Origin of the sequence: Bradyrhizobium sp. LB14.3, assembly GCF_040547985.1 — a bacterium.
Lineage (GTDB): Bacteria > Pseudomonadota > Alphaproteobacteria > Rhizobiales > Xanthobacteraceae > Bradyrhizobium.
Genome location: NZ_JBEPQT010000005.1, coordinates 25,609 through 51,110 on the forward strand (window position 1 = coordinate 25,609; position 25,502 = coordinate 51,110).

Here is a 25,502-nt window from a genome sequence, read left to right on the forward strand (position 1 = left end):
GGCGGAAAGGATTGTTTCATGACGGTTTCGTGGCTGCGCGGACCCGTTAACGAACAAAACAGCGGGCCGACATTTCTATGACGTCACACGCCTGAAATATCCGTGGTTGATGGTCCTAAGCCGAGAATCATCAAACTCTCGGGATTTCCCCATGCGGGTATTAATCGCGACTGACGCCTGGCATCCGCAGGTTAACGGTGTGGTCCGGACGCTGACCTCGCTGGCTGGTGCCGCCAAGGCACTGGATGTCGAGATCGACTTCGTCACGCCGGACGGCTTTCGATCGTGGCCGCTGCCGACCTATCCGGGGCTGCGCATTGCCCTGCCGAGCGGCAAAGAGATCGCGCGGCGGATCGAGAAGGCGGCGCCCGAGGCGCTGCACATCGCGACCGAAGGGCCGATCGGCTGGGCGACGCGGGCCTATTGCCGTCGCAACCGGCTCGCCTTCACGACCTCCTACACCACGCGTTTTCCGGAATACGTCTCGGTGCGGACCGGCATCCCCGCCGCCGTCGGCTATGCCGTTCTGCGCCACTTCCACGATGCCGCCGCCATGACCATGGTGGCGACGCCCTCGCTGCGGCAGGAGCTCTCCGAGCGCGGCTTCAAGCGGCTCGGCTTCTGGACGCGCGGCGTCAACACCAAGCTGTTTCATCCCGACTCGCCGGCAAAGCTCGATCTGCCCGGACCGATCTTCATGACGATGGGCCGCGTGGCGGTGGAGAAGAATCTCGAGGCTTTCCTCTCGCTCGACCTGCCCGGCACCAAGGTCGTCGTCGGCGACGGCCCGCAGAAGGCCGCACTTGAAAAGAAGTACCCCGATGTCGTCTTCCTCGGCGAGAAGAAGGGCGCCGATCTCAGCGCGCATCTTGCCGCCGCCGACGTGTTCGTGTTTCCGAGCCTGACCGATACGTTCGGCGTGGTGCAGCTCGAAGCGCTCGCCTGCGGCACGCCGGTTGCGGCGTTTCCGGTGACGGGTCCGAAGGATGTCATCGCCGATCATCCGATCGGCGCGATCGATCACGATCTGCGTACCGCGTGCCTGCGCGCGCTCACCATGTCGCGCCAGACCTGTCGTCATTTCGCGCTGGAGCGTTCCTGGGAAAACAGCGCGCGCCAGTTCGTCGGCAACCTCACTTCACTTCAGCCCAGCCGTGCCTTGCGGGCCTCGCCGGTCATGGCGCGGCGGCCGGTGCGCGGCTGATCTCAACCGTTCGACCACAGCGAGAACCCCATCGATGGCTAAGATCATGAACCTTGACGGCACCCAGCAGCTCGACCTCACCCGTGGTACGGTCGAGCAGGCGTATGACCGCTGGGCGCCGGTCTACGACCTCGTGTTCGGAGGCGTGTTCGCCAAGGGTCGGCAGGCCGCGATCGCGGCCACCAACAAGATCGGCGGCCGCGTGCTCGAGGTCGGCGTCGGCACCGGAATCTCGCTGCCGCTCTACGCGCCGCATCTGCGCATCTTCGGCACCGACATTTCGGAAGCGATGCTCGACAAGGCGCGCCAGCGCGTCGTCGAGGGCAAGCTGGGGAACGTCGAAGGCCTCGCGGTGATGGATGCCGAGAAGCTCGAATTCCCCGACAATTCCTTCGACGTCGTGATGGCCCAGTATGTCGTCACGGCCGTGCCGAATCCGGAAGTCGCGCTCGACGAATTCGCCCGCGTGCTGCGTCCGGGCGGCGAGCTGATCATCCTCACCCGCGTCAGCGCCGATACCGGCATGCGCCGCTTCATCGAGCAGAAGCTCCAGCCGGTGGCGCGTCCGCTCGGCTTCCGCACCGCCGAATTCGCCTGGTCGCGCTACGCCAAGTGGCTGGCCGGTGCCGACGGCATCGAGCTTGCCGAGCGCCGCCTGATTCCGCCGCTCGGTCATTTCTCGCTGGTGCGCTTCCGCAAGATCGACGTCGCCAAGGCGGCTTGACTGCCGCTCCTCATGGTGAGGAGGCGCGCAAGCGCCGTCTCGAACCATGAAGGCCCACGCTGCTGCACTCGGGCCTTCATCCTTCGAGACGCGCGTTCCGCGCTCCTCAGGATGAGGGGAGAAAGTGCGTCATCGCGCCGCTGCACATCGTCACATGACAAAATGATGATGTCACACCGCCTACACCGAATCCCTGTAAATCCTGAACCCGAAAGCATTTTGGGGGAGAGCATGATCAAGAATTATCTCGAGCAGCTGCGGATCCAGCGCTGGGACGACCATCGCTACTATCACCACAGCCGCATCAATCAGAGCCTGCACTTCGTCAGCGCGCTGAGCTTTCTGTTCGCCTATGTCTGGCTGTTCGTCGACCCCATGATCTCCGCGCTGGTCGGCTGGCTGGTGTCGATGACCTCGCGCCAGGCCGGTCACTTCTTCTTCGAGCCGCACGGCTACGACCAGCTCAACCAGGCGACGCACGAGCACAAGGAAGAGATCAAGGTCGGCTACAACCTTCGGCGCAAGGTGGTGCTGATGTCGATCTGGGCGCTGTCGCCGGCGGTGTTGTTGGTCGATCCCACGCTGTTCGGACTGTTCACGCCCTGGGCAGGCGCGACCGACTTCATGCGGCAGGTGGCCAAGATCTGGCTCGTGGTCGGCGGCGGCGGTCTCATGTTCCGCACCGTGCACCTGTTCTTCATCCGCGACGTCGAGACCGGCCTCGTCTGGATGACCAAGATCCTGACCGACCCCTTCCACGATTTGATGCTCTACCGCAACGCGCCGCTGGCGCTGCTGCGCGGCGAGTTGATGGACCCCGGCCTGCATCTCAACCCCGAGCACACGCTGGGCCTCATCGGCGAGACCACGCTCGAAGAGCAGCGCGCCTGAGCACGCCGCGCAGATCCAGCATTCCGATGTCTGATGGTTGCGTCATGCCTGGGCTTGTCCCGGGCATCCACGTCTGGGGGGAGGCGACAGCGGTGTTTGCGTCGGCCTCAGCGCCCGAGGCGCTTGGCCAGCATCTCTTTCAGGATCTGTCGCTTGATGCTTTTGTTGGTGAGCACACCATCGTGCCACCAGAAGCCATCGGCTCTCATCTTTTCGGCGGCGCGGACGAAGCGCTCGGCGACTTCGGTGAAGTCGGCGTCGGTGTAGTTCAGGCTGAAGATCAGCCGTCCGGTGCCGACCCAGCTCAAGGACAGGCCTTCCGCGCGCAGGTAGTATTGCAGCATCCAATTGTAGCGGGACGGCGTGGTGTACTTCACCGTCCAGATCGACGAGAAGTTTGCGAACCGTACCGGAAGGTCAGCATCGGTCATCGTCCGGTTGAGCTTTTGCGCGCGGCCGTTCCAGGTCTCTTCCAATCCGTCATAGACGGCGCGGAAGTTCGGGCTGGCGAGCCGGCTCAGAAACTCGTCCATCGCCGTCATGACGTAGGGGTGGGAGTTGAAGGTGCCGCGGGCGAAGCAGACGTCGGCGGGACGATCGTCACGGAAGCGGCGCATCAATTCCTTCTTGCCGCAGACGACGCCGACCGGCAGGCCGCCGGCAAGGCTCTTGCCGTAGGTCACCATGTCGGCACGCACGCCGAAATACTCCTGGGCGCCGCCTGCGGCGAGACGGAAACCGACGAAGACCTCGTCGAGGATCAGAACGATGCCGCGTTCGGTGCAGACCTCGCGCAGCTTCTTCAGCCATTCGGTGTAGGCGGCGCGATCGAAACTGCCGCCGCGGGACGAGTCCACCAGCGCGGAATCGCCGGGCGCGCTGGCATTTGGATGCAGCCCCTGCAGCGGGTTGACCAGCACGCAGGCAATGTCTTTGCGCGACCGCAATACGTGCAGCGTCTTCTCCGACATCTCGGCGAGGGTGTAGGTCTCGTGCGCGGCGATCGGATTGCCGACGCCGGGCTGCACGTCGCCCCACCAGCCGTGATAGGCGCCGGCGAAACGAACCAGATGCGTGCGCTTGGTGTGGTAGCGCGCAAGCCGGACCGCCTGCATCACGGCTTCGGTGCCGGACATGTGGAACGAGACTTCGTCGAGGCCGGAGATCTGGCAGAGCCGCTGCACGTTCTCGAGGATGACGGGATGGTAGGGGCCGAGCACCGGGCCGAGCGCATGCGCGCGCTTCTCGGAGCCCTCGATGCACTCCTTGTAGAAGTCGTTGCCGAAGATGTTGACGCCGTAGGACCCCGTGAGGTCGTAGGAGGTGTTGCCATCGACATCCGTAACGGTGACGCCGCTCGAGGACTCCAAGAAGGTCGAGGTGCCCAGATGCTCGCGGACGAGACGCGAGAAGGGGAACGGCACGCGGTAGGTCTCGGTGAAGTGCAGGTCGGAGATTGTCTCCGCCGCTTCCTTTGTCATCGCGCGGCCCTTGGGGTAGCGCTCCGCGTAGAGGGCGGCGAGACGGAAGAAGGCGTCCTTGCGCTGCGTTGCGACGTTTGCCGGCGCGCCATCGCAGGCGAAGTACGCATCGCCTTCGAATTCGTAGAACGGGACCAGCTTCGCCACCCGGCGCGACATCTTGGAATGCCCGGAGAGCGAGCGATGCTTGGCGCGGGACAGCTCCAGGCGCGCTTTAAGCGTCGGGAAGGCGGCGGCAGCGGACGCTGCGGCGGCCACGGACAAAGAGAGAATCGGGAGTGTCGTTTCCATGACAACAAGCGCTAATACTGCGAGCTGACAGATTCATGACAGTTAAAGCCCTCATCGCTTCATTCACCCAGCAGGAAGACCTCAACTTCCTGTTGACCAACCGCATCCCCCGCGCGGCCCTGACCCGCTTCATGGGCTGGTTCTCCAAGATCGAGAGTCCGCTTGTCCGGGACTTCTCGATCGCACTGTGGAAGCTGTTCTCCGACCTCGATCTGTCGGAGGCGCGCAAGACCCATTTCAGGAGCCTGCACGATTGCTTTACCCGGGAGCTCAAGCCCGGCTTGCGGCCGTTCGATCCCGATCCTGCGATCGTCGCCAGCCCGTCCGACGGCATCGTCGGCGCCCATGGCCGGATCGCCGACACCGAGCTGTTCCAGGTCAAGGGCGCGCCTTACTCGCTGCTCGATCTGCTCGGCGATTCCGCGCTGGTGGACCAGCACCGCAACGGCTCGTTCGTCACGCTGCGGCTGACCTCGAGCATGTATCACCGCTTCCACGCGCCTTGTGACGCATATATCGAGCGCGTCACGCTGATCCATGGCGACGTCTGGAACGTCAACCCGATCGCGCTCAAGCGCGTCGAGCGCCTGTTCTGCAAGAATGAGCGCGCGGTGATCCGCACGCATTTGCCAACCGGCGAAGCCGTGACGCTGGTGCCGGTTGCCGCGATCCTGGTCGCGAGCATCCGTCTGCATTTCCTCGACATGGTGCTGAATGCGCAGACCAGAGGGCCGGTCAATTTTCCCTGCGACGTCAACGTGAGCAAGGGCGAGGAACTCGGCTGGTTCGAACACGGTTCGACCATCATCATGCTTGCGCCCGGCGATTTCACGTTCTGCGACGACATCGCCGAAGGTACGCGCATCCGGGCGGGTCAAGCGCTGCTGAGAAAAAACTAGCCTTCAATCCGCCGCGTCGGCCGCCTATATCGTTCGCGGGGAGGTTTCTACGACTACGGATTCGGTGATGGCACGGGCGCCGGTCATGGCGGCGGGGGGTATTGTGCTGCGGCGTGGTGCGCCGCCGCTGATTGCCGTCGTGCGCCAGCGCAAGCGCAACGAATGGGTTCTGCCCAAGGGCAAGCTCGACGACGGCGAGACGCCGAAGCAAGCCGCGCATCGCGAGGTCCTGGAAGAGACCGGCCACGACGTCGCTATCCGCGAGTTTTTGGGCACGCTCGTCTACCAGTCCGGTGGTCGCTCCAAGGTCGTGCATTTCTGGCGCATGGAGGTCGAGGGCGGTCCCGTCCGCAAGCTGATGAACGACATCAAGGCGATCGATTGGCTGACGCTGGAAGACGCGCTTGCGCGCCTGTCGCGCGAATATGAGCGCGCGTTCCTGGTACAAGTCGGCCCGATCGCACTCGCATCGGCCGGGCTTGCGCCGGCCGATGCGGAGCCGACGCCGCCGTTGGCAAACGGCGATGTCGACGCCGCGATGCAGACCCGGACACCGGTAGAAGCCGCCTCCATCGCCGGACTGCGTCATGGCCTGTTGCAGAAGGTACGAGCGTGGTTGCGCGGCGAGGCATGAGTTCTCATCGTGCCGCGCTTGCGGGCGCGTAAGCATCCGCGGGCTGATACGGTTGGGGAGAGCGCACCAGCTCTCTGACGGAGAGGAGGGAGGCTGATTGCGCTCGACGTCAATCCTCATGGTGAGGAGCGCGCATCGCGCGCGTCTCGAACCACGAGGCCCAACTGTGGCCTCGCCCTTCGAGACGCTTGCTTCGCAAGCACCTCAGGGTGAGGGGCGGCACAATCACCGCCGCTCCTTCTCCTTCGGAGCGGGCGCCGGTTTGCGTGGCGCTCCGGGTCGTTGTGCGCCCGGCAGGCGTTGCTGGAATCCGCCCGGGCGCTGCAGGCCTGGCTGTTGACCGGCGGGCGGCTGCCCCGGCTGCATGCCGGTGCGTGGCAGTTGCAGCTGCTGGCCGGGCTGCTGCTGTGTCCCGCCCGGCGGCGGCGCGACTCCTCCGGGCTGAGTTTGAATTTGTCCACCGCGCTGCGGCTGGGTTTGCGGCGCGCCGTTAGGCTGCGTGCCTTGCCCGCTGCGTGGCGCACCTACCGGACGTCCCGCGCCTTGCTTCTGGCCTTGCTGTTGCTGACCCTGACCCGCGCGCGGCGTGCCCGGCTGCACGGCGCCACCTTGGCCTTGCCCTTGGCCTTGCCCTTGGCCCTGCCGCTGCGGTGGCTGGGCGCCTTGACGGTTCGGTGCGCCCGGCTGCTGCTGGCCTGGACGGTTGTTCTGACCGGGCTGGCCGTTCGGCCGCTGCGGCTGTTGTCCGGGCGCCGTGTTCGGCCGCAATTGCTGCTGTTGCGGCGGCTGGAACGGACGCGGGATGCGCGGGCTCGCGGTCGGATTGGCGCGGCGGAAGTCGCGCTGCTCGATGACGATCTGCCGGCCCGTGGTCTGCGCCAGATGCACCTGGCTGACGAAGCCGCGGTCGCGCGCGATCTGCTGTGGCGCGATCGTGATCGGCACCGCGGCAAAGCGCATGACGCCAGCAGCGGCTGTGCCCGGTCGGATCGCAAAACCGCTCGATCCTTGCGTCAGTGCGCCGAGCCGCGTCCCGCTCGTGCGGTCGTCGACATCGATGTGTCCGACCCGGCCGTCGGCGTCGGGATAGAGCTTGATGTTGACATTGTTGGCGTTGTTCGCGGCCGCGCCTTCCGGCACGTCGATGACGCCGGTGGTGCCGCGGATGCCGAGCGTCGCCGTCGGCGTCGTGATCTTCATGTCGCCGGTCTTTGCCACCGCCGCAGCGACGAACGCGACGGTGCCCTTGCCGATGTCGAAGGCGCCTGCGTTCTGCTTGCCGCCGTCCTCATAGACGTAAGTGTCGATGGTGATCTTGGCGCTGGCCGACAGATTGAATGTGGTCGCGTCGTTGAAGGTAATGCCGAGCGAGGAGTTGGACGAAGTCTGCACGACGTCGTTGAGATAGATGTCGTCTCGCACCCGCAGCGGGTAGGAATTCCTGTCGCGGATCACGGTCGCGATGCCTGTCACCGTCGCGACGTTGCCGATCGGCTCGACGGCGGCGGACTGCGCATCCGTCGCGGGAGCGGGTGAAGCTGAGGGCGTCGGAGAGGGGGCGGGCGTCGGTTGTGCTTGCGGCTGCGCCTGCGCAAGCTCGATCGCATCGGATGCGAACGCAACACTTGCACAGGCCGGTGGCAACGCCAGCAGCACAAGCGCGAACACGAGGCGGCGCCAAGCCACGATAAAAGTCACGAAGAGGTCCCGGTGAGAAACGCGAGGCGAGATCGACCGATATCAGCCTGATACAGCTGAACGGCGGATGAATGTCTATCGCACGGGAGCGGTGAACGTTCAAATGCAACTCTTTCCCCTCATGGTGAGGAGCGCGCTCTTGCGCGCGTCTCGAACCATGCCGGCCCGGCTCTCGATCCCGGGCCTCGCCCTTCGAGACGCCTGCTTCGCAGGCTCCTCAGGGTGAGGGGATAAAGTGAAGCTGTCGCGCGAGATCCCGGGTCGATGCTTTGCATCGCCCGGGATGACGATAGTATAGGACGACGGTGGTGCGTCAGCTCACGCGCTTCCAGGTCTGGCCGCCGCAGAACATGCCGCCGAAGGCGCAACCCTGCACGCGCATTGCATTCGGGCCCTTCATCGCGATGGTCGAATCGTAGTTCTTGCCGGAGTCGGGGTCGTGGATGCGGCCGCTCCACTTCGCGCCCTCGGGCTTCATGTTGATCAGGATGCGCTCGTTGGTCTTCGCGGCGTAGCCGCAGAGATTGGCGCCGCACTGTTCGACGCGGACATTGCCCTTGTTCTCTTCGGTGGCCCAGACGCCGATCGGCGTGTTGGCGGCAAGCGCAGGCGCGGCGGCAACCGGAGCCGGCGCAACCGCGACCGGCGCGGGGGCGGCAGCGGGAGCAGGAGTCGCAACGGGCGCAGTCTGCGTCGTGGTGTCGTAGCCGGCGGCCGGGGCAGCGGCAACCGTCGTTGCCGGAGCCGCGATAGCGGGCGCTGCCGGCGCGGTCGACTGCACCGGGGCCTGTTGCTGCACTGGAGCCGGCGCGGGCTGCGCGGTCGTGGCCGGAGCCGGCGTGGTGTCGATGTCATCGTCCTTGGAGCCAAAGTCTTTGGAGCCAAGGCCCTTGAGATTGATGTTGTTCAGCTTGATCGGCTTGTCCGACAGGCCCGGTGCGACTATGGTCACGCAGTTGAGCGAGGCGCAGTTGCGCGGCGTCTCGATGCGGATGTGCTGGCCTTCGATCTGGAACGAGAGCGAATTGCCGGCATGCGCGGCGGCGGTCGAAGCGAGGAAGAGGGCAGCGGCGGCGATGGTGAGCTTGTTCATGACAACCTCCGAAAAATGTGTGGTCCCGACAGGACTGAAGTCACCCGTGGATGAAGCGTGGTTCGACCCTACGCCGGGCCGATCGCGCGTTCTGTGATAGATGTCACAACGGCTCGCCGCCGCTGGGTGAGGCAGCGCACATTCAGCCGCGATTCCATCTGCGTAACGTCTCGGGACACCGCTCCAGCGGCAGCACCTATTATGCGACGATGACGGTGAAGAACTCCGGCAAGCTCCACGTCGAAGCCTGCGCACTCGGCCACTTCTGGTGTTCCGGAAACGACTGGACGCGAGCCGAAGAGCAGTCGGAGAAGCTGATCACGACATCGCGGCAGTGGAGTGCGCGGTCGTAGTATGGCGTGGGAGCGTCTTGATGAGCCGCTAGATCATGCCGAGCACGATGGCGCCGACGAAGGCGATGGCGAGGTACGCGGTGATAACGCTCAGTCTCCCGGCGAACGTCATGAGGTCGCTCCCGCTGTCGCGCCGCCCTGCGCGAGAGCGTCATGGTTAACAGAGAGTCTCTTTCCGAAAAAGCCAGCCTTGCTGTCGCTCGTCACCGGCAGGCGCGCCTGCGAGCGCGGGCCGGCATGGTTAAAGAAGACTGAAATCAACACGTTGAAGAGTCTTTAAGTAAATTCACCGAACGTGCGTGCATGACGCGCGGAGTTCGTTTGTATCTCGTCGGCTCCATCGTCCTTGTTTCGCTAGCGGGTTGCGGACGCGGCTTCTTCCAGGCCGAACGTGAACCGTGGCGGGCCGAGGCCGAAGCCGCATGCCTGAAATCAGGCGCGGTGAAAGAGGGGCCGGATCTCGTCCGCATCGACCCGATCTCCGGGCCGGGGATGTGCGGCGCGGAGTTTCCGCTCAAGGTCGCCGCCCTCGGCGAAGGCTCGAGCAGCTACGGCTTTGCCGATGAGGAACTGCGTCCGCCCGGGAGCGTCGGCAACCAGCCGCGCTGGCCGGTGACGCAGCCGCGATCGAATTACCCGCAAGGCCAGAACTATCCGCAACGCTCAAACTATCCCGAGAGCGCGGCGCGGCAGCCTTCCGGCTATGGCGCCTCGCCTGGTCCAATGCCTCTGAATGCACCCGGCGTGGCGCAGCAGGAGGACGAGATCGACCTGCCGCCCGAGGGCACCGATGCATCGGGCGCCGCGCGCTACATGAATGCACCAAGCTATCCGGCGCGGCCGGCGCCGTATTCGCAGGCGCCCGCGCAGCAGCCGCTGCCGCGTCTTGGTCCGGCGCAGGGCAATCCCGTCACCGCCGTCGGCCCCGTCGCCGTGAAGCCGACCGCGACGCTGGCCTGTCCGATCGTCTCCGAGCTCGACCGTTGGCTTGCCGATACCGTGCAGCCCTCGGCAATGCGCTGGTTTGGCGCTCGCGTCGCCGAGATCAAGCAGATCTCCGCCTATTCCTGCCGCGGCATGAACGGCAATTCGCACGCCCACATCTCCGAGCACGCGTTCGGCAATGCGCTCGACATCGCAGCGTTCGTGCTCGCCGACGGCCGCCGCGTCACCGTGAAGGATGGTTGGCGCGGGATGCCGGAAGAGCAGGGATTTTTGCGTGACGTGCAGTCCGGCGCGTGCGCGCATTTCACCACGGTGTTGGCGCCGGGATCGAACGTCTATCACTACGATCACATCCACGTCGATCTGATGCGCCGTGCCAGCCGTCGCCTGATCTGCCAGCCCGCCGCCGTCTCCGGCGAAGAGGTTGCCGCGCGAGCGGGCGGGCGCAATCCCTATGCGAATGCGCGCGATCCCTCCGTGACCGGCTCGCTCGGTGCGCGCAAGAGCGCCGCGCACAAGCGCGAAGAAGACGAGTACGCAGACGATTAAAATGTCCGCTGATATCGTCCGCTATCTCACCCACCCGCAGGTGCAAATTGACCCCGCGGTGCCGGTGCCGCAATGAAGCCTCAGTCCGCTCGGCCGAACGCGCACCGAGGGGCTTGCGAATGCGAGCTGGCTCTCAAGCACCACGCAGATCGTCTCCAGCGGCGAGCGCAAGGCGATCGAGACCGCCGAGATCATTGCAGGCCGCTCCGCCGGCGGCGGTCATTGTTTTGCATTCGCGCAACGAGCGCCGAGTCCTGCACGCGTGGCGCCGCATGGAATATCTGGACCGGCCGGCCTCGCGCTGAGCCCTGCCTGCTCAGCCGACGCCGCGTCTTCGGCAGAGCACATCTCGGGCGCAAAAATTTGCGCACTCGCAATTCTTGTCTAAATCGTTGAAATCAAAACGACAATTGTGTCGCGGCGAGCTTTGCCGGAAGTTGGCACAATCGCTGCAATGGGGAGGCTGCCACGAAACGGCGCTGCCGGCGCCGTGAGCCAGCGGACCCCGTCATGCAGATGCCTGTCGCCCCTCCTTACTCGGATATCGAACGGCGCGTGCTGTCGCACATCACGGAGGAGCGCTGGCTTGAACTCGCATCCGAACTGATCCGCACCGGCCAGCCCCGTTCCGGCAATCCGCTGGATCCCGATTTGCCGCCTGCCGAGGAAGAGGCGATCTCGATGCTGGTCGCGGGCAAGCTCGAAGCGCTCGGCATGGAGGTCACCAAGCACAGCGCGCAGCCGCACCGGCCGAACGTGCTCGGCGTGCTCAAGGGACGGGCCGGCGCGCCCTCGCTCATTCTCAACGATCACCTCGACACCTATCCGGTCGTCGAGCCCGAGAAATGGCACATGACGGATTTCGATCCGTTCAAGGCGACGCGCCACGGCGATCTGCTTTATGCACGCGGCACGTCCGACACGCGCGGGAACCTCGCAGCATCGCTGCTCGCAGTGCAGGCCCTGATCGAAGCGGGTGTGAAGTTCGATGGCACCTTGATGTGCTGCTACACCGTCGATGAGGAGCGGAACGGCACCGAGGGCTCCATCTACATGCTGAACAAGGTCGGCCTTACCGCCGACTACGAGATCACCGCCGAGCCGACAGCGTGGGGTGACGTCAACAAGGACTGGGGCATGAACCTGTCGGTGGCCAATTCCGGCCACTGCCTGATCGAGCTCACCGTTCACGGGATCAAGTCGCACATCTGGCGGCCGGACATCAGCGTCAACGCCATCATGGAAGCGGCAAAGCTGTTGCCGAAGTTGAAGGACATGGCGTTCACGCATGTGCCGAGCAAGTTCATGGGCCATACGCCGCCCTGCTGCGCCGTGGTGCGCATTCGGGCCGGCCTGCCTGGCGAGATGCAGTTCTCGCCGGATGCCTGCACCATTACGCTCGCCGTGGTCGGCATCGTGCCCGGCATGACGCTGTCGAGCGTGATCTCGGACATCGAGCGTCTCGGACGGGACACTTTTGCGGGCGTGAACGACGTCAAGGTGGAGGTGCGCCAGGTGCCTGGATCGCTACTCGTCAACGCGACCGAACCGGTGCCGGTCGAGGAGGAGCCCTGCCGCTCCTTGCGCACGGTTTACCGGCGTCTGATGGGCCGCGAGCCCGGGGTCAACCGCAAGAATGCCTTCAACGACACGATCCGCTTCCGCGAAGCCGGCATCAATGCAGTGACGTTCGGTCCCGGAGAAGACGGCTGGGCCGTCGACAACGAGAACATCTCGATCACCAAGTCGGTGATGGCGACGCGGATCTACGCGCTGACCATCATGCAGATCCTGGGAGTGCGGACATGAGCGTCGAGGCGAGCCCCATGGCCATTCCGATCTCGGCCGATCGCACGCGACGCGGCAGCCTGCGGCTGCGGCTTCCGAAGGTCTCGCGATCGGTGCTGCTCTCGACGCTTACCGTCGCGGTGCTGCTGGCTGGCTGGGCCATCGTCACGGAGATGGGCTGGGCCAACGAGCTGTTCCTGCCGAAGCCGCAGGCGGTTTGGGCCGCGTTCGTCAAGACGATGACGAAGGGATATCAGGGCGCGACACTGCTTCAGCATCTCGGCGCAAGCCTCTATCGTATCCTCACGGCGTTCACACTGGCCTGCCTGATCGGCATTCCGCTCGGTGTCATCATGGGTGTGTCGCGCAACGCACGCGCGCTGCTCAATCCGTTGATCGAGTTCTACCGGCCACTGCCGCCGCTCGGTCTTTATACGCTACTGGTGATGTGGCTCGGCATCGGTGAGAGCTCGAAGCTGTCGCTGCTGTTTCTTGCCGGCTTGCCGGGCACCGTCATCTCGACGATCCAGGCCGTCACCAGCGTGGACCCGGTCTATGTGCGCGCCGCACAGTCGCTCGGTGCGACCCGGCGCCACCTGCTCTTTCACGTCTACCTGCCGGCGGCGGGACCGCTGATTCTCGCCGGCATGCGCATCTCGCTCGGATTTACCTACACCGTTCTCGTCGCCGCCGAAATCGTCGCGGCATCCGCCGGCATCGGCTGGATGATCTGGGACGCCGCAAAATTTCTGCTCTCCGACATCGTGATCATGGGGCTGATCGTGCTCGGTCTCACCGGCGTCGTGCTCGACCTCATTATGCGCGGCATCGCGAAACTGCTGATGCCGTGGGCCTGAATCCAATCCTGATCGAAGGGGAGACCTCCATGATGAAGAGACTGATTGCGACGCTCGCAGTTGCCACGTTGGCGCTCACGGCCGCGGTACGCGCCGAGGACAAGCCGGCGAAGGTGACCGTCGGCTATCTGAACCCCGTGAACGCGCAGCTGGTCACCAAGCATCTTGGCCTGCTCGCCAAGGAGATGCCGGGCGTCGACATCAAGTACGTCAAGATCGGCGGCGGCGGCGACATGCTGCGCGCGATCGCCGGCAACGACGTCGACTTCGGCGGTCTCGGCAACCCGCCGACCGCGATCGGCGCGACGCGCGCCCTGCCAATCAAGGGCATCCTGGTGATCAACATGCTCGACTACGTCGAGTCGATGGTGGTTCGCACCGACAAGAACATCACCTCGCTCAAGGATCTCAAGGGCAAGACGGTGGCGGCGCCGTTCGGCTCCACGACACACTACCTCCTGCTCCAGGCGCTCAAGGACGAGGGTGTCGATCCCGCCTCGATGAAGATCTTGGACCTCGCGCCGTCGGATATCGCGGCGGCCTGGCTTCGCGGCGACATCGACGCTGCCTGGTTCTGGGAGCCGAATCTCGGCAAGGCCGTGAAGAACGGCGGCAAGATCCTCGTCACCTCGGGCGACATGGCCAAGCGCGGTTACCCGACCTGGGACATCGGCGTCGTCATGAACGCGTTCGCGGAGAAGTATCCGTCCTACGTCGATAAGTTCATCAGGGCCGAATGCGAAGGAATCGAATTCTGGCTGAAGAACCCGGAAAAGACCGCGGAGATCATCGCGGAAGAGCTTTCGCTGCCCATCGAGGACGCGCAGCGGATGATGGAGGGCACCGGGATGGTCCCCTGCAACAGGCAGCTCACGGAGGAGTATCTCGGCACATCCGCGAAAAAGGGCAAGTTCGTCGACACGCTGGTCTCGACCGCCGACTTCCTGGTGAAGCAGGAGCGCCTGCCGAAGCTGCTGCCGCGCGCCGACTTCGAAGCCTTCATCCAGCCCGCATATCTGGAGAAGGTGATCGGCCGCTAAGGTCGGTGCCGGCGGGCTTGTCTCGCCGGCGCATTGCCCATTCCTGCAAGCACGTGGCCGACATGAATCTCGCACCTCGCCACCTCCGTGCCGCCTATCGCAGCGGTGAGCTCAAGCCGTCCGATGTCGCCGCGCATGCGCTTTCGCGCCTTGACGACGCCGACCAGAGCGGCGTCTGGATCTCGACGGCAAATCCCGAAAGCGTCATGGCAAAGGCGCGCGCGCTCGATGCTCGCATAGGCGAGATCGGCGAACTGCCGCTCTACGGCCTCGTGTTCTCGGTCAAGGATTGTATCGATGTGGCCGGCGAGCAGACCACCTCGGCCTGCCCGGAATTCGCCTACACCGCGAAAGACTCGAGCCCGGTTGTCGCCGACGCCATCGCCGCCGGCGCGATCTATCTCGGCAAAACCAATATGGATCAGTTCGCGACCGGCCTGGTCGGCGTGCGTTCGCCCTATGGCATCGCTCGCAACCCGCATAACCCCGACTACATCCCGGGCGGCTCCAGCTCGGGCGCCGCGGTATCGGTCGCGACAGGCACCTCGTCCTTTGCCTTCGGCACCGATACCGGCGGATCGGGCAGGGTGCCGGCGTCCTATTGTGGCGTTACCGGCTTCAAGCCGGCGCCCGGCGCCCTCAGTCAGCGCGGCATGGTCTACGCGTGCCGAAGTTTTGATACCATCTCGCTCTACACGCGCGATCCCCGCGATGGCCACGACGTCTATCGCGTCTTGGCGAGGCGCGATGCCGAGGACTGCTTTTCACCGGTAGATTTCGCCGGATGGACGGAGCAGGCATCCCCAGCGCGGCCGCTCAACATCGCAACGCCGCGTCCGGATCAGCTCAGGTTCTTCGGCAATTCAGAGACGGAGGCGCTGTTCGGCGATGGGATCCGCAAGCTGCGGCAGCTCGATCTGTCGGTCGCATCGATCGATTTCTCGCCGTTCATTTCGGTCAACGACCTGATGTTTTTCGGGCCTTTCCTCGCCGAGCGGGACGTCTCGGTCGGCGCATTCCTCGACGCCAACCCGGACGCGGGGGTGAAGATCGTGCGCGACCTCGTCATCGGCAGCCGGAAGTTCACGGCGGCCGACACCTATCGTGCGCTCTACAAGGTCAAGGAGGTCCAGCGATCGCTGCGCGATTTCTGGCAAGTTCACGATGCGCTGGTCGTGCCGACGGTCGGTACCGTGCTGAGCATCGACGACGTCGCGCGCGATCCGCTGACGGCCAACTTCAACAACGGCTATTACACCAATTACGCCAACCCGCTGGGCCTGACCGCCATCGCCGTTCCGAACGCCGTCACCGCAGCGGGCGTGCCCTATGGCGTCACGTTTCTGGCGCCGGCCGGCCGGGAGCGCCTGCTCACCGATCTGGCTTGCGCCTTCATGGAGGCGGCAGCCGAACCTCAACATCTGCGCCGCGTTGCAATCGGAGCGGAGACCTCCTAGCCTTCGAGCCGTCACTCGAAGGGAGACTGATCGTGGAGCGCAGCGATGCGCATGAGGTGGCCGATCCAGCTGAGCCGCGCGCTGAACTGTCACGGCCCGGGACCGGACGTTATGTGCTGAAGGCGTTGGACAAGCCCGATCTGGACCTGGTGATGCGAACCGGCAGGCTCGCGACCTACCAGAACCGCGAATATCTGCTGCGGGAGGGCGAGCCCGCGAATGGCATCCACATCATCCTGACCGGGATCGTCGAAAGCACCCATGCCGGCACGCAAGGGCGCGAACTGATGCTGTCGACCTGGGAGGCAGGTGACTTCGTCGGCGCGCCCTATATCCTCGGCGATCATCGCCACAGCTGGTCAGCCCGCGCGCTTGGGCGGGTCGAAGCACTGCATCTCGACCAGGATGCGGTCCGCCGGTTGATCGTGCAGTCGCCGTCATTCGCAGTCGCGCTGATCGAGTGCCTCGGCTTCAAGGGCGAGACCTATTCGATGCTGGCGCAGACGCTGGCGGGACAGAAGGCGGCGGAACGGTTGGTCCTGCTCCTGGTCAAGCTGTGCGAGAACGCAGCCCAGGACGAGAGCGGCCCGATCTCGCTCGGCCGCATCACGCAGGCCAATCTGGCGCGCATGATCGGCGCGACGCGCCAGTCGATCAGCCTGATCCTCAGCCGCCTCCAGGACGACGGCATCATCTCGACCGGCCCGACCAAGATGGTCGTCAACGATCTCGCCGCGCTGAGGAGGCAGGTTACCGACTAGGCGTGTACTCATAAAGGTCAGCTTACCGACGCAAACGGAAGTCTCCCGCCTTGAGCATGATGGGCGGCTTGCGTGAAGGTTTTCGGCGCGGCCGCCAACCTTGGAACCGTCCGTTGTCATCCGCCATGGCTGATCAAGTGTGTCTTACCCAAACCGTAGCGAGGTAGCCACGATAGCGGCGGCGCTTGCGGAACTAAACCGCAGTCGCGTGATTAGGAAGTCACTTGCAACCTGGACTATTAGGGGTACTGAGCTGAGCCTCGGAGGATGCAATCAAACCACTCGAGCATCAATTTTGGCTTTAGGATTCCTCGTTTCAGTCGCAACTTTGTTGCCCGAAAGCGTCGATGCCCGGCGCGGCGGCTCAGACCGGCGGAAGCGAGCGACCTTGGCGCGCAAGCTGTGCACTGCACAAGTAGAGAGAGGGTTGGCGGCACTTTGAAAGGAGATCGACGTGTACAAGAAAATTGCAATTGCATGCGCGGCCTCGCTACTGGTCAGCCATATCCGGGCCGCCACGCCTCATTATCCCGACGCGCTCGAGACGATACCGACCACCACCGAAAACATTAACGCTGGTCTGGAACTCGACGCCTATCAAACAGGTCTATTAGCCTACATCTGGGGATACCCGCTGGTCAGGATGGAACGCGTTGCGCGGGAGTACAGCGATGTGTCGGGGCCGCAGTCCCCCACCAGTTATCGTGCGCCACTCAACCAGATCGGCTGGGCGGCGACGGTGGCGACGGCGGACGCCAAGGACATGCCGACACCGAACAACGACACGGCCTACATGAGCGCGGTGGTGAAGCTGGACGAGCCGTTTATCCTGCACGTACCTGATACAAATGACCGCTACTACGTGGTCGACGTTTTCGATATGTGGCAGAATCTGCAGCATTACGTGGGCCGTCGCGCCACCGGCACCAAGCCAGGCGACTACGCGCTGGTGCCGCCGGAATGGAATGGTCAATTGCCCGAAGGCGTCAAGCGACTCGATGTGTCCACCAACAAGGTATGGCTCTGGGGGCGAATGCGCGCGATAGAGGGCGAGGATCTTGCGCCGATGCACGCCTTGCAGAAGCAGTTCACGCTGCGCCCGCTAAGTCACTGGAAGGATACCAACTATGCGCCGGTTGCGGCAGCTCTCCCGCCTCTCCCCGCAATTGAAGGTGACGAATTCGGCTTCTTCACGCACTTGGCCGCTGCCCTCAAGTCCAATGCAGTGCCAGCCCAAGACGCCGCTCTTTTCGGTCAGTTCGCCCGGATCGGCCTGACAAAGAACGGCTTCGACAGGTCGAAGCTGACGCCACCGCAGCGGAAGGGTTTGTTGCGGGCACTGGCAGACGGCCCGAAGGTCGCCGTCTCAGCCCTTGCCACTTCGACTGTCGACCGCAACGGCTGGAGTTGGTCCACAGGGCTCGACAACTTCGGCTATGACTACCCATTGAGGGCGCTGGTAGCAGGGCCATACCTCGGCGGTAACGGCGAGAAGGAAGCGATGTACCCGCTCCGGTCGACCGATGCCCAGGGCAATCAGTTGGCCGGAGGGAAGAACTACATGATACGTTTCGTCAAAGCGCCGCCAGTCAATGCGTTCTGGTCGCTCACCGTCTACGACGCAACCGACAAGCTGTTGGTCGAAAATCCAATCCACCGCTACAAACTCGGCTCAGGCACCAAGGGCCTGAACGTTCGCGCAGATGGCTCCGTCGAGGTGCGAATGCAGAACGCGCCGCCGTCAGGCGACGCCGCCAACTGGTTGCCGACCCCTAAGGGCCCGTTCTATGTGATCCTGAGACTCTATCAACCCACGGACGAAGTGCTGTCGGGAAAATATGAGCTGCCCCAGGTCGAACCCGTCCAATAGCTGCGACGGACTACCAAGTCAGTAGCGTGGTTTCAATGGCCGCAGCAAAGCCTGGTGAAGGTTTTCGGATGCCGGCCCACGATGATGGCGCCACGCGCTCTGGGGCCGGCGTACGAAAACCTCCAAAGGAGGAAACCGCGGGACGTCGGGCGAGGTGGCACGTCAGGTGCTATGGGGATTTCGTCGCTGGCGGTGTGTGTGCCAGGTTCGTTGAACGCGTTTTGCGGACGCGATCGGGAAGGTTGGCGGGTTTGATCGGATGGGCAGAACCGGCGTTGAGCGGCGATTTGTTGACAAGCCTGATGGCGGATCGCTTAAGCGTGACCCTGAAGAAGAAACGCAACGCCGCCACGGTCGCATTGAGGGCTCCCGTGCCGACGCCGCTCTGGGCCACATGCAGCTGAAAGCGTCGGACGTCCTCGAAGCTCGCCTTGTCCGGCGACCGGCAAAGGAAAGCTGCCGAGTTCTTGATCGTGCGGATGTAGCCTTGCTGGGTCTTCGGCGATAACGTCCGGATCGTCATGTCTTCGATCATGCGCCGGCGCAACGGGCTCATTGCCTCGTCGGTCATGGGGATGCTCCTGTCTTGAGTGAGGTTTGCCAACTCCTCATCTTCAAGACAGGACGCCCCACAGCGCTATCCTGTTTGCTGTGCCGCCGGCCGCGGCGCCCTACCGCGCGAGCGGCTTAGTCCTTTGACCCAAAGCAGACATCAGTGTCCTAGGCCGACACCGACGAGAAGCGCCTCGACGACAGTGGCAAATGCGGTAGGTCTTTTCCAACTCAACAGTCACTTCGTGGGAGCATTGATTGTCGCGGTCGCCGGCGGCGGGTTGGTGACGCCGTAGTGGTCAGCCAGGAAGTTACCCGGGTGGACATAAGACGCGGGTCGCGACCGTTCTGGCAGCATCGAAGCGTCCCAAACCGCCCATTCGCTTTTCAGCCGTTCGAATACGTCTTTCTCCCGGTCCATGAGGTTCGCTCGCTCCCGCGGGTCTCGCACGACATCGAAGAGAAATTCGTTTCCCCCTATCCGCAGATATTTCCGATCGCCGTCGCGGATGGCGCGCTGCGATCCCGCTTTATAGCGCCAGCACAACTTCCGGGGATGCGATCCCGCACCGCCGGCCAAGATCTGTCCGAGGTCCTCACCATCGGATGGATATGCCGCGTCCGGCGACGTGCCGGCGGCAGCCAGCAAGGTCGGCATCCAGTCCATCGTAATCGTGACCTGTTCGGACACCGCTCCAGGCGCGATCCGTCCGGACCAGCGAACGATCGCTGGAATGCGAATGCCACCTTCGAGGAGCTCATGTTTCATGCCGATGAACGGCCACACATCAGAGAATCGTTCGCCGCCGTTGTCACTGGTGAATATGACAATGGTGTTGCTGGCGAGACCGCTCGCGTCAAGCGCGTGTAGTACCCGACCGATATTGGCATCTAGACTTTGCACCATCGCCGCGTATGTCTTCTGGGAGCCGCCGTCGCGGTCAATAATGTTCCTGATCCGCTTTGACTCAGCCTCGTCGTCCGGCCCCTCCCATGGCCAATGCGGCGCCGTGAAATGCAGACTTAGCAGGAACGGCTCCTTCGATTTGGCGTAGCCTTCAAGAGTCTGCACCGCTCGATCGCCGAGGAGGTTTGTCATGTAACCGTGACGCTCAACCGGTACCTCCTGCTCGTAGAGTTGATGCGCAAGTCCGGGGAACGGCAATATGTACGTTTGCGAGGCCTCCGCCCCATGATTGAAATAATCGGCACAGCAGCCGAGTATCCCAAAAAACTGGTCATAGCCGCTTTTCAGCGGACTGAAATCCGGCAGATCACCAAGATGCCATTTTCCGACTAGAGTCGTGCCATATCCCACCTTCTTCAGCAGTGATGGTAAGGTGGGATGGCTCGGCGCCAAGCCAATCCCTTTCGGGCTTAAAGGAGAAAGTGGCTCTTCGAGCCCAAGCGGCAAGCGAGCCTGATAGCGCCCAGTGATCAGCCCCGTGCGCGTCGAAGAGCAATCAGGCGAATTGGAGTATGCCTGTGTGAATTTCAACCCCTCGGCAGCCAACCGGTCTATGTTCGGCGTCGTATAGTCCCGCTGACCATAGCAGCTTACGTCAGCGTAGCCGAGGTCATCCGCCAGGATGAAGACGATGTTCGGCTGTCGCGATTGAGCCGCGGCGGGACAGATTCGGCCTATTCCCGCGAGCGCCAGCGAACTCGCGGCGGTTGTTTGGACAAATCGGCGACGGGAAATTGCGCTCTGCTGGACCATGGATGAGTTTCCCCTTGCGGACTGAAGAAAATCGTCGCTTTCGTCAACAGCTTACATTGCTTCGTCAAAATATGCAGAACCAGCACCACCTCTAGGATTCCGTCCGCAACGTACACCTAAGCTATATGGGAAAGCTTGCACAATCGATCGTGCAAGAGTGGCGATTGGTGACTAATTTAAGGTCGGTCGTGTTGACTAATTCATTCGGCACGAGTGTCTAACTCAGGTCTGAGTTTGGCCCATCGCTTCCGTTAGCGCGCCAGCGCCAAATGTCGGGTCATAGGGAAGGCCGGTAGTTTTCGTCCGAGCACCAAACCGACGCTTTTGACCCGAACCGCACGTCCATTCAACATCACCGCAACAACTTGTAAGAGCCGTGAACCTAGTCAGCAACCCTGACCAACGCAAAGCCACAAAACTCTGGTAGGTTCGAGCATCCGGGCGTTTGGCCCCTGCGGGGAGGCAATGGTGACAGACTCAGAAGCCTCCAGCGACCGACCGAATAAACCGGCATCCGATAGTGACCCACTGAACAAAACGCCATCTGATGACGAGCCTCCGGACCAACCGGCATCGACTCGCAACTTTAAGGGCCGCTTCCGGGTGCGAATGCAATTGATCGGCGGGGCGCTCGCTTCGATCGCGGCTATCGGTGCGATCGCGGGTGGCCTCGTCGGCTATTGGACTGTGTGGAAGACGCTCCGCACCGACGTGTTTCCGGACAAGCAACAGACGCAGAGGGAGGCTATGGCCCGGCCCGACATTGCTCCCCGCTTGTCACTTGTCATTCTGCCGTTCGCAAACGTCAGCAACGATCTGGAGCAGGACTATTTCGCCGACGGCATCACAACCGACCTAACGACCGACCTCGCGCAAATGCCCGGCGCGTTCGTTATCGGACGCGGAACGGCGTTTACATACAAGAACAAGCAGATCGACTTCAGGACACTCGGCAAGGACCTTGGCATCCGCTGGGCGGTCCAGGGCGCGGTGCGGCGCAACGGGGATCAGGTTCGGGTCAACGTATCACTTACGGATATCGCGAGCGGTCGGGACGTCTGGTCCGATCGTTTCGACGGCGATCGTACGAACCTCGCCGCCTTGCAGGACCAGATCACAGCGCGGCTCGCTCGCTTAACATTGAATTGATCCAGGCGGAAAGCCGTCGCAGCGAAGTAGACCGATCGAGAAATCCAGACGCTACGGACTTCACGATGCGCGGCTGGGCAAAGCTCTATGGGCCGCAGTCGAAGATCCAAAATGGTCAGGCAAAGGACCTATTCGATGACGCGCTGCGCCTCGATCCGGACAACGTTGAAGCCATGATTGGCAAAGCGCGGTGTCTAGCGGCTGGTGTGAACAACCGATGGTCTACATCCGTTGTCGAAGACAAAAAGCAAGCGATCGGCCTGATCGACAGAGTTCTGTCCAAAAGCTCGGCAAGCGCGAGTGCTCATACGACTAAGGAAACCATTCTTCTATTTGGACGTCCTGAGGAGGCATTGGCTGAATACGATACGGCGCTTGAAATTGATCCAAATAATCCAGCTGCCTACGCTACTAAAGCCATTGCACTCATCGCCTCCGGGCGCGCGCGCGAAGCCTTCTCGCCGGTCCAGTTGGCTCTCCGTCTCAGTCCCAGAGATCCTTTTGCTTTCCAATGGCGCTTCTGGCTCTGCCATGCACACTTGCACCTGCACCAATATGGAGAAGCCATCGAGGAATGCGGGCGCTCGGTCAATCTGAACAACTCGCACATGTACGCTTATGTAGATCTGACTTCGGCTTATGGAGCCACGGGGCAATTGGAACAGGCACAGCGGAGCTTGACTGAATTGAACAAGCTGCGACCAGACTTCACGATCCATTGGTACCGTGATCTTGTTTACTCAATGTCAACCAATCCGCAGTTTCGCCGCGAGATCGACGACATTCTCGATGGGCTGAGGAAGGGAGGGGTCCGGGAGCAATAAGAAGCAAGGCTATTCGCTTGCTGACGTCGACGGCCTCTTACATCTTGAGTGTCGCCTATTGGCCCATCTGCGACCTCGGAGGCCATCCGCTCTTCGGCCGGTGTTGGCGTTAAACCGGACATCAGGCGGCCGGCCGCTCAATGAGTGCACGCCCTCGCGGCTGGTGCCGTAGAAAATCATTTTCAGGCCGACTTCGACGGTACTGGGACCAGCCCCATGCAGCGCTGCACCTCGGCCGGGACATTGTAGGTCCGCATGATGTGGCGGCTGTCGCGCAAGCCGGATGCCTCACGCTGCACCACGAACATCCAGAGCGCGTGGCCGGCTTCCATCACCAGCTTGCGCCTGGCCGGTTGCATCGAGGCCGGCCCCTCGGGGAGGGCATGGGCGGCGTCGAACTCGCGCAAGCGCGCCAGCGCCTGTTCGAGCGTGTGGCCCATCCGTCCAAGCGCGGAGGCTTGTTCCTGAACGATCTCGTAATGGAGGATATCGACCGGCGGCCGAAGATCACGGGACATGAGCCCGAATATAGGACCGCCGGAACGGCCTGCAACGCATGCCCGGCTTGCCGCTACTTGGCCCGATAAGCCGCCAGGAACATCCGCGTCGCGCTGTCGACGACTTCGGTCATGCGCTCTTCCGACGGTGCGGGTGCGGCCTGGAAGACGAAGGGCAGGAAGAGCGAGGCCTTGCACAACTCCATGAACTGCGACGCCGCAAGGTCGCAATCGTCGATATCGAGATCGCCAGGGACGACATGGGCTTTGAGATAGTCGGAGAGGCGGTTGATGGTCTTGTCCAGCACCCGCGCATAATAGCGGCGGCCGACATCGGGCATGCGTTCGGCGATCGCCATCACGGTGCGGATTGCGGATCCGCCGCCGGGCCGGCACAGCAGATGGATGTAGGCCTGGCCGAAATCCTTCAGCGTCGTCTCGGCGTCGCGGGCGGGATCGAAATTGAACACGACCTGGCCGTGCTGCAGCGCCTCCTGCTCGAGGATGGCTTCGAACAGCGCGGATTTGTCGGCGAAGTAGACGTAAAGCGTGCCCTTGGAGACCTGCGCCGCGCGGGCGATCTCGCCCATGCTGGCACCGTCGAAACCGAGATCCATGAACACCTTACGCGCCCCGTCCAGGATCTGGCGCCGCTTGGAGCTGTCCTCTTCTTGGACGACGTGTAGTTGTTCGCGGCCGGTTACAACCATTGGTTTAGGGTCTCGGAAGGTTTTTGGATCGGTCCAGGGCCATGAAACCGAAATAAAGGATTCGGGCCAGTAGCGTCTGCCCGGGAATATTATCTATATTGACCGAACCGTTCGGTCAATGGTATTCGAAATGGGCGAGAGGGAACCGGCCGCACGGCGGCCGTCCCTCATCGCGCTTTTGGGGAAGCCTTTATGGCCGTATTGAGAGACCAGTCTGCGCGCGTTCTTCGCCAGGACACGGTGGCGACGCCGGCGCCCGCGGGCGGTGACGCCGCCACCGAGACGTCCGCAGTTCTCGCCGAGCAGTTGCGCTCTCATGTGACCGAGGAAACCAAGCGCCGCACCAGCGATGCGCCGGAGAAACCCGTGACCGACAAGCCGGCCGCAGCCCCAGAGGCGACCGCTGCCGCCGCCGCTCCGAAGTCGGGCAAGCGCAAATTCGTGATGATGGGAGTAGGCCTGGTGCTGGCGCTCGCGGCCGCGAGCTATGCCGGCTATTATACGCTGGTCGGGCGCTTCTACGTTTCCACTGACGACGCCTATGTCCGCGCCAACAACACCATGCTGGGCGCGCGCGTTGCCGGTCACATCTCCTCGATCCTTGCTGGCGACAACGCCACGGTGCGTGCCGGCGACATCGTCTTCCGCATCGACGACGGCGACTACAAGATCGCAGTCGACGCCGCCGCGACCAGGATCGCGACCCAGCAGGCCACCATCGATCGCATCGGCCGCCAGGTTGCGGCGCTAGACAGCCAGGTCGCGCAGGCCAAGGCGCAGTTCGTGTCCGCCGAAGCCGGCCTCAAGCGCGCCGACCTTGATTACGAGCGCCAGCAGGCGCTGAACAGCAAGGGCTTTGCCTCACGCGCCACCTTCGAAACTTCGGAAGCCGGACGTGACCAGGGCGCCGCCGCGGTCAAGGCCGCGCAGGCCGCCTATGATGTCGCGGTCAGCAATGTCGACGTCGCCAAGGCGCAGCAAGCCGAAGCGCAGGCGCAACTCGCCGAGCTCAAGACCACGCTCGCCAAGGCCGAGCGTGATCTCAGCTTCACTGCGGTGCGCGCGCCGGTCGACGGCACGTTCTCGAATCGCCTCGTCAGTGCCGGCGACTTCGTCGCGGTCGGCCAGCGGCTCGGCAACGTCGTGCCGCTCGACAACGTCTATATCGACGCCAATTTCAAGGAAACCCAGCTCAAGCGCATCCGTCCCGGCCAGCCGGTGACGATCAAGGTCGATGCCTACGGCATGCGCAAGTTCTCCGGCGTCGTCGACAGCATCGCGGCGGGTTCGGGCTCGGTGTTCACGCTGCTCCCGCCTGACAACGCCACCGGCAACTTCACCAAGATCGTGCAGCGCGTGCCGGTCCGCATCCGGGTGCCGAAGTCGGTCGCGAGGCAAAACCTGCTCCGCGCCGGCATGTCGGTCTATGCGACCGTCGACACCAACAAGGGCGCGGTCGACGCCGACAGCGAAATCGATCTCGACGATCCCACCACGGTCCATCCGCAGTAGCGC

At 63.3% G+C, this 25,502-nt stretch carries 23 protein-coding genes and 1 pseudogene; 17 read left to right on the forward strand and 7 right to left on the reverse strand.

The features are described from left to right. Nucleotides 1–151 precede the first annotated feature (151 nt). From ABIB00_RS12735 to ABIB00_RS12745, 3 genes are all read left to right on the forward strand, one after another. A complete protein-coding gene (locus tag ABIB00_RS12735) occupies nucleotides 152–1,204 on the forward strand; it encodes a glycosyltransferase family 4 protein (protein WP_247347780.1) in 1,053 nt (350 codons plus the stop codon). Between the two features lie 34 nt (nucleotides 1,205–1,238). Then, nucleotides 1,239–1,928, forward strand: a complete 690-nt coding sequence (locus ABIB00_RS12740; protein WP_354104572.1) for a class I SAM-dependent methyltransferase — start codon at nucleotides 1,239–1,241, stop codon at nucleotides 1,926–1,928. Between the two features lie 231 nt (nucleotides 1,929–2,159). Then, nucleotides 2,160–2,819, forward strand: coding sequence for a hypothetical protein (locus ABIB00_RS12745; protein WP_247347778.1), 660 nt, complete (start codon nucleotides 2,160–2,162; stop codon nucleotides 2,817–2,819). Nucleotides 2,820–2,926: 107 nt separating this feature from the next. On the opposite strand, the gene ABIB00_RS12750 is transcribed toward ABIB00_RS12745, so the two are convergent. Next, a complete protein-coding gene (locus ABIB00_RS12750; RefSeq protein WP_354104573.1) occupies nucleotides 2,927–4,591 on the reverse strand; it encodes an aminotransferase class III-fold pyridoxal phosphate-dependent enzyme in 1,665 nt (554 codons plus the stop codon). A 35-nt stretch (nucleotides 4,592–4,626) separates the two neighbouring features. Between ABIB00_RS12750 and asd the strand changes: the two genes are divergently transcribed. Continuing rightward, nucleotides 4,627–5,490 carry an archaetidylserine decarboxylase gene (gene asd / locus ABIB00_RS12755; RefSeq protein WP_247347776.1) on the forward strand — a complete coding sequence of 288 codons (864 nt, stop codon included), beginning with the start codon at nucleotides 4,627–4,629 and terminating at the stop codon, nucleotides 5,488–5,490. A gap of 67 nt (nucleotides 5,491–5,557) precedes the next feature. After that, entirely contained in the window at nucleotides 5,558–6,124 is a 567-nt protein-coding gene (locus tag ABIB00_RS12760; protein ID WP_247347775.1) for an NUDIX hydrolase, read from the forward strand. A 225-nt stretch (nucleotides 6,125–6,349) separates the two neighbouring features. On the opposite strand, the gene ABIB00_RS12765 is transcribed toward ABIB00_RS12760, so the two are convergent. Further along, nucleotides 6,350–7,813, reverse strand: coding sequence for a FecR domain-containing protein (locus ABIB00_RS12765; protein ID WP_354104766.1), 1,464 nt, complete (start codon nucleotides 7,811–7,813; stop codon nucleotides 6,350–6,352). Nucleotides 7,814–8,135: 322 nt separating this feature from the next. Beyond that, a complete protein-coding gene (locus ABIB00_RS12770; RefSeq protein WP_354104574.1) occupies nucleotides 8,136–8,915 on the reverse strand; it encodes a DUF2147 domain-containing protein in 780 nt (259 codons plus the stop codon). A 179-nt stretch (nucleotides 8,916–9,094) separates the two neighbouring features. Here ABIB00_RS12770 and ABIB00_RS12775 point away from each other — a divergent pair. The 9 genes and pseudogenes from ABIB00_RS12775 to ABIB00_RS12815 form a co-directional block, all read left to right on the forward strand. Beyond that, nucleotides 9,095–9,268 (forward strand): annotated as a pseudogene (locus tag ABIB00_RS12775) (DUF2147 domain-containing protein); the annotation flags it as partial. A gap of 1 nt (nucleotide 9,269) precedes the next feature. Beyond that, nucleotides 9,270–9,548 carry a hypothetical protein gene (locus tag ABIB00_RS12780; RefSeq protein ID WP_354104575.1) on the forward strand — a complete coding sequence of 93 codons (279 nt, stop codon included), beginning with the start codon at nucleotides 9,270–9,272 and terminating at the stop codon, nucleotides 9,546–9,548. A gap of 23 nt (nucleotides 9,549–9,571) precedes the next feature. After that, entirely contained in the window at nucleotides 9,572–10,762 is a 1,191-nt protein-coding gene (locus ABIB00_RS12785) for an extensin-like domain-containing protein (RefSeq protein WP_354104576.1), read from the forward strand. A gap of 510 nt (nucleotides 10,763–11,272) precedes the next feature. Continuing rightward, the gene (locus ABIB00_RS12790) at nucleotides 11,273–12,571 is read left to right on the forward strand and encodes a M20 family metallopeptidase (protein WP_354104577.1); all 1,299 of its coding nucleotides are present in this window, start codon (nucleotides 11,273–11,275) and stop codon (nucleotides 12,569–12,571) included. Next, on the forward strand, nucleotides 12,568–13,407 hold the full coding sequence (locus ABIB00_RS12795; RefSeq protein WP_354104578.1) for an ABC transporter permease: 840 nt from the start codon (nucleotides 12,568–12,570) through the stop codon (nucleotides 13,405–13,407). Before ABIB00_RS12790 ends, ABIB00_RS12795 begins: the two co-directional genes overlap by 4 nt. A gap of 29 nt (nucleotides 13,408–13,436) precedes the next feature. Further along, nucleotides 13,437–14,447, forward strand: a complete 1,011-nt coding sequence (locus ABIB00_RS12800) for a taurine ABC transporter substrate-binding protein (protein ID WP_354104579.1) — start codon at nucleotides 13,437–13,439, stop codon at nucleotides 14,445–14,447. Nucleotides 14,448–14,509: 62 nt separating this feature from the next. Beyond that, nucleotides 14,510–15,904 carry an amidase family protein gene (locus tag ABIB00_RS12805; protein WP_354104580.1) on the forward strand — a complete coding sequence of 465 codons (1,395 nt, stop codon included), beginning with the start codon at nucleotides 14,510–14,512 and terminating at the stop codon, nucleotides 15,902–15,904. Between the two features lie 32 nt (nucleotides 15,905–15,936). Next, nucleotides 15,937–16,665: a Crp/Fnr family transcriptional regulator gene (locus ABIB00_RS12810; RefSeq protein ID WP_354104581.1), complete on the forward strand. Its 729-nt coding sequence runs from the start codon at nucleotides 15,937–15,939 to the stop codon at nucleotides 16,663–16,665. A gap of 454 nt (nucleotides 16,666–17,119) precedes the next feature. Further along, complete coding sequence (locus tag ABIB00_RS12815; protein ID WP_354104582.1) at nucleotides 17,120–18,535, forward strand: DUF1254 domain-containing protein; 1,416 nt, start codon at nucleotides 17,120–17,122, stop codon at nucleotides 18,533–18,535. 169 nt (nucleotides 18,536–18,704) lie between these two features. Here ABIB00_RS12815 and ABIB00_RS12820 read toward each other — a convergent pair whose 3' ends face one another. Both ABIB00_RS12820 and ABIB00_RS12825 read right to left on the reverse strand, forming a co-directional pair. Continuing rightward, on the reverse strand, nucleotides 18,705–19,106 hold the full coding sequence (locus tag ABIB00_RS12820) for a phage integrase N-terminal SAM-like domain-containing protein (protein ID WP_354104583.1): 402 nt from the start codon (nucleotides 19,104–19,106) through the stop codon (nucleotides 18,705–18,707). A gap of 219 nt (nucleotides 19,107–19,325) precedes the next feature. Next, the gene (locus ABIB00_RS12825; protein ID WP_354104584.1) at nucleotides 19,326–20,807 is read right to left on the reverse strand and encodes a sulfatase family protein; all 1,482 of its coding nucleotides are present in this window, start codon (nucleotides 20,805–20,807) and stop codon (nucleotides 19,326–19,328) included. Between the two features lie 465 nt (nucleotides 20,808–21,272). On the opposite strand from ABIB00_RS12825, the gene ABIB00_RS12830 reads away from it, so the two are divergent. Beyond that, complete coding sequence (locus ABIB00_RS12830) at nucleotides 21,273–21,956, forward strand: hypothetical protein (protein WP_354104585.1); 684 nt, start codon at nucleotides 21,273–21,275, stop codon at nucleotides 21,954–21,956. Between the two features lie 65 nt (nucleotides 21,957–22,021). Beyond that, a complete protein-coding gene (locus tag ABIB00_RS12835; RefSeq protein ID WP_354104586.1) occupies nucleotides 22,022–22,780 on the forward strand; it encodes a tetratricopeptide repeat protein in 759 nt (252 codons plus the stop codon). A 182-nt stretch (nucleotides 22,781–22,962) separates the two neighbouring features. Here the strand turns inward: ABIB00_RS12835 and ABIB00_RS12840 are convergent, their stop codons facing one another. Next, nucleotides 22,963–23,298, reverse strand: coding sequence for a DUF6665 family protein (locus ABIB00_RS12840; protein ID WP_354104587.1), 336 nt, complete (start codon nucleotides 23,296–23,298; stop codon nucleotides 22,963–22,965). Nucleotides 23,299–23,351: 53 nt separating this feature from the next. Further along, on the reverse strand, nucleotides 23,352–23,987 hold the full coding sequence (locus tag ABIB00_RS12845; protein WP_354104588.1) for a TetR/AcrR family transcriptional regulator: 636 nt from the start codon (nucleotides 23,985–23,987) through the stop codon (nucleotides 23,352–23,354). A 192-nt stretch (nucleotides 23,988–24,179) separates the two neighbouring features. Between ABIB00_RS12845 and ABIB00_RS12850 the strand changes: the two genes are divergently transcribed. Continuing rightward, on the forward strand, nucleotides 24,180–25,499 hold the full coding sequence (locus ABIB00_RS12850) for an HlyD family secretion protein (protein WP_354104589.1): 1,320 nt from the start codon (nucleotides 24,180–24,182) through the stop codon (nucleotides 25,497–25,499). The last annotated feature ends 3 nt before the right edge of the window (nucleotides 25,500–25,502 follow it).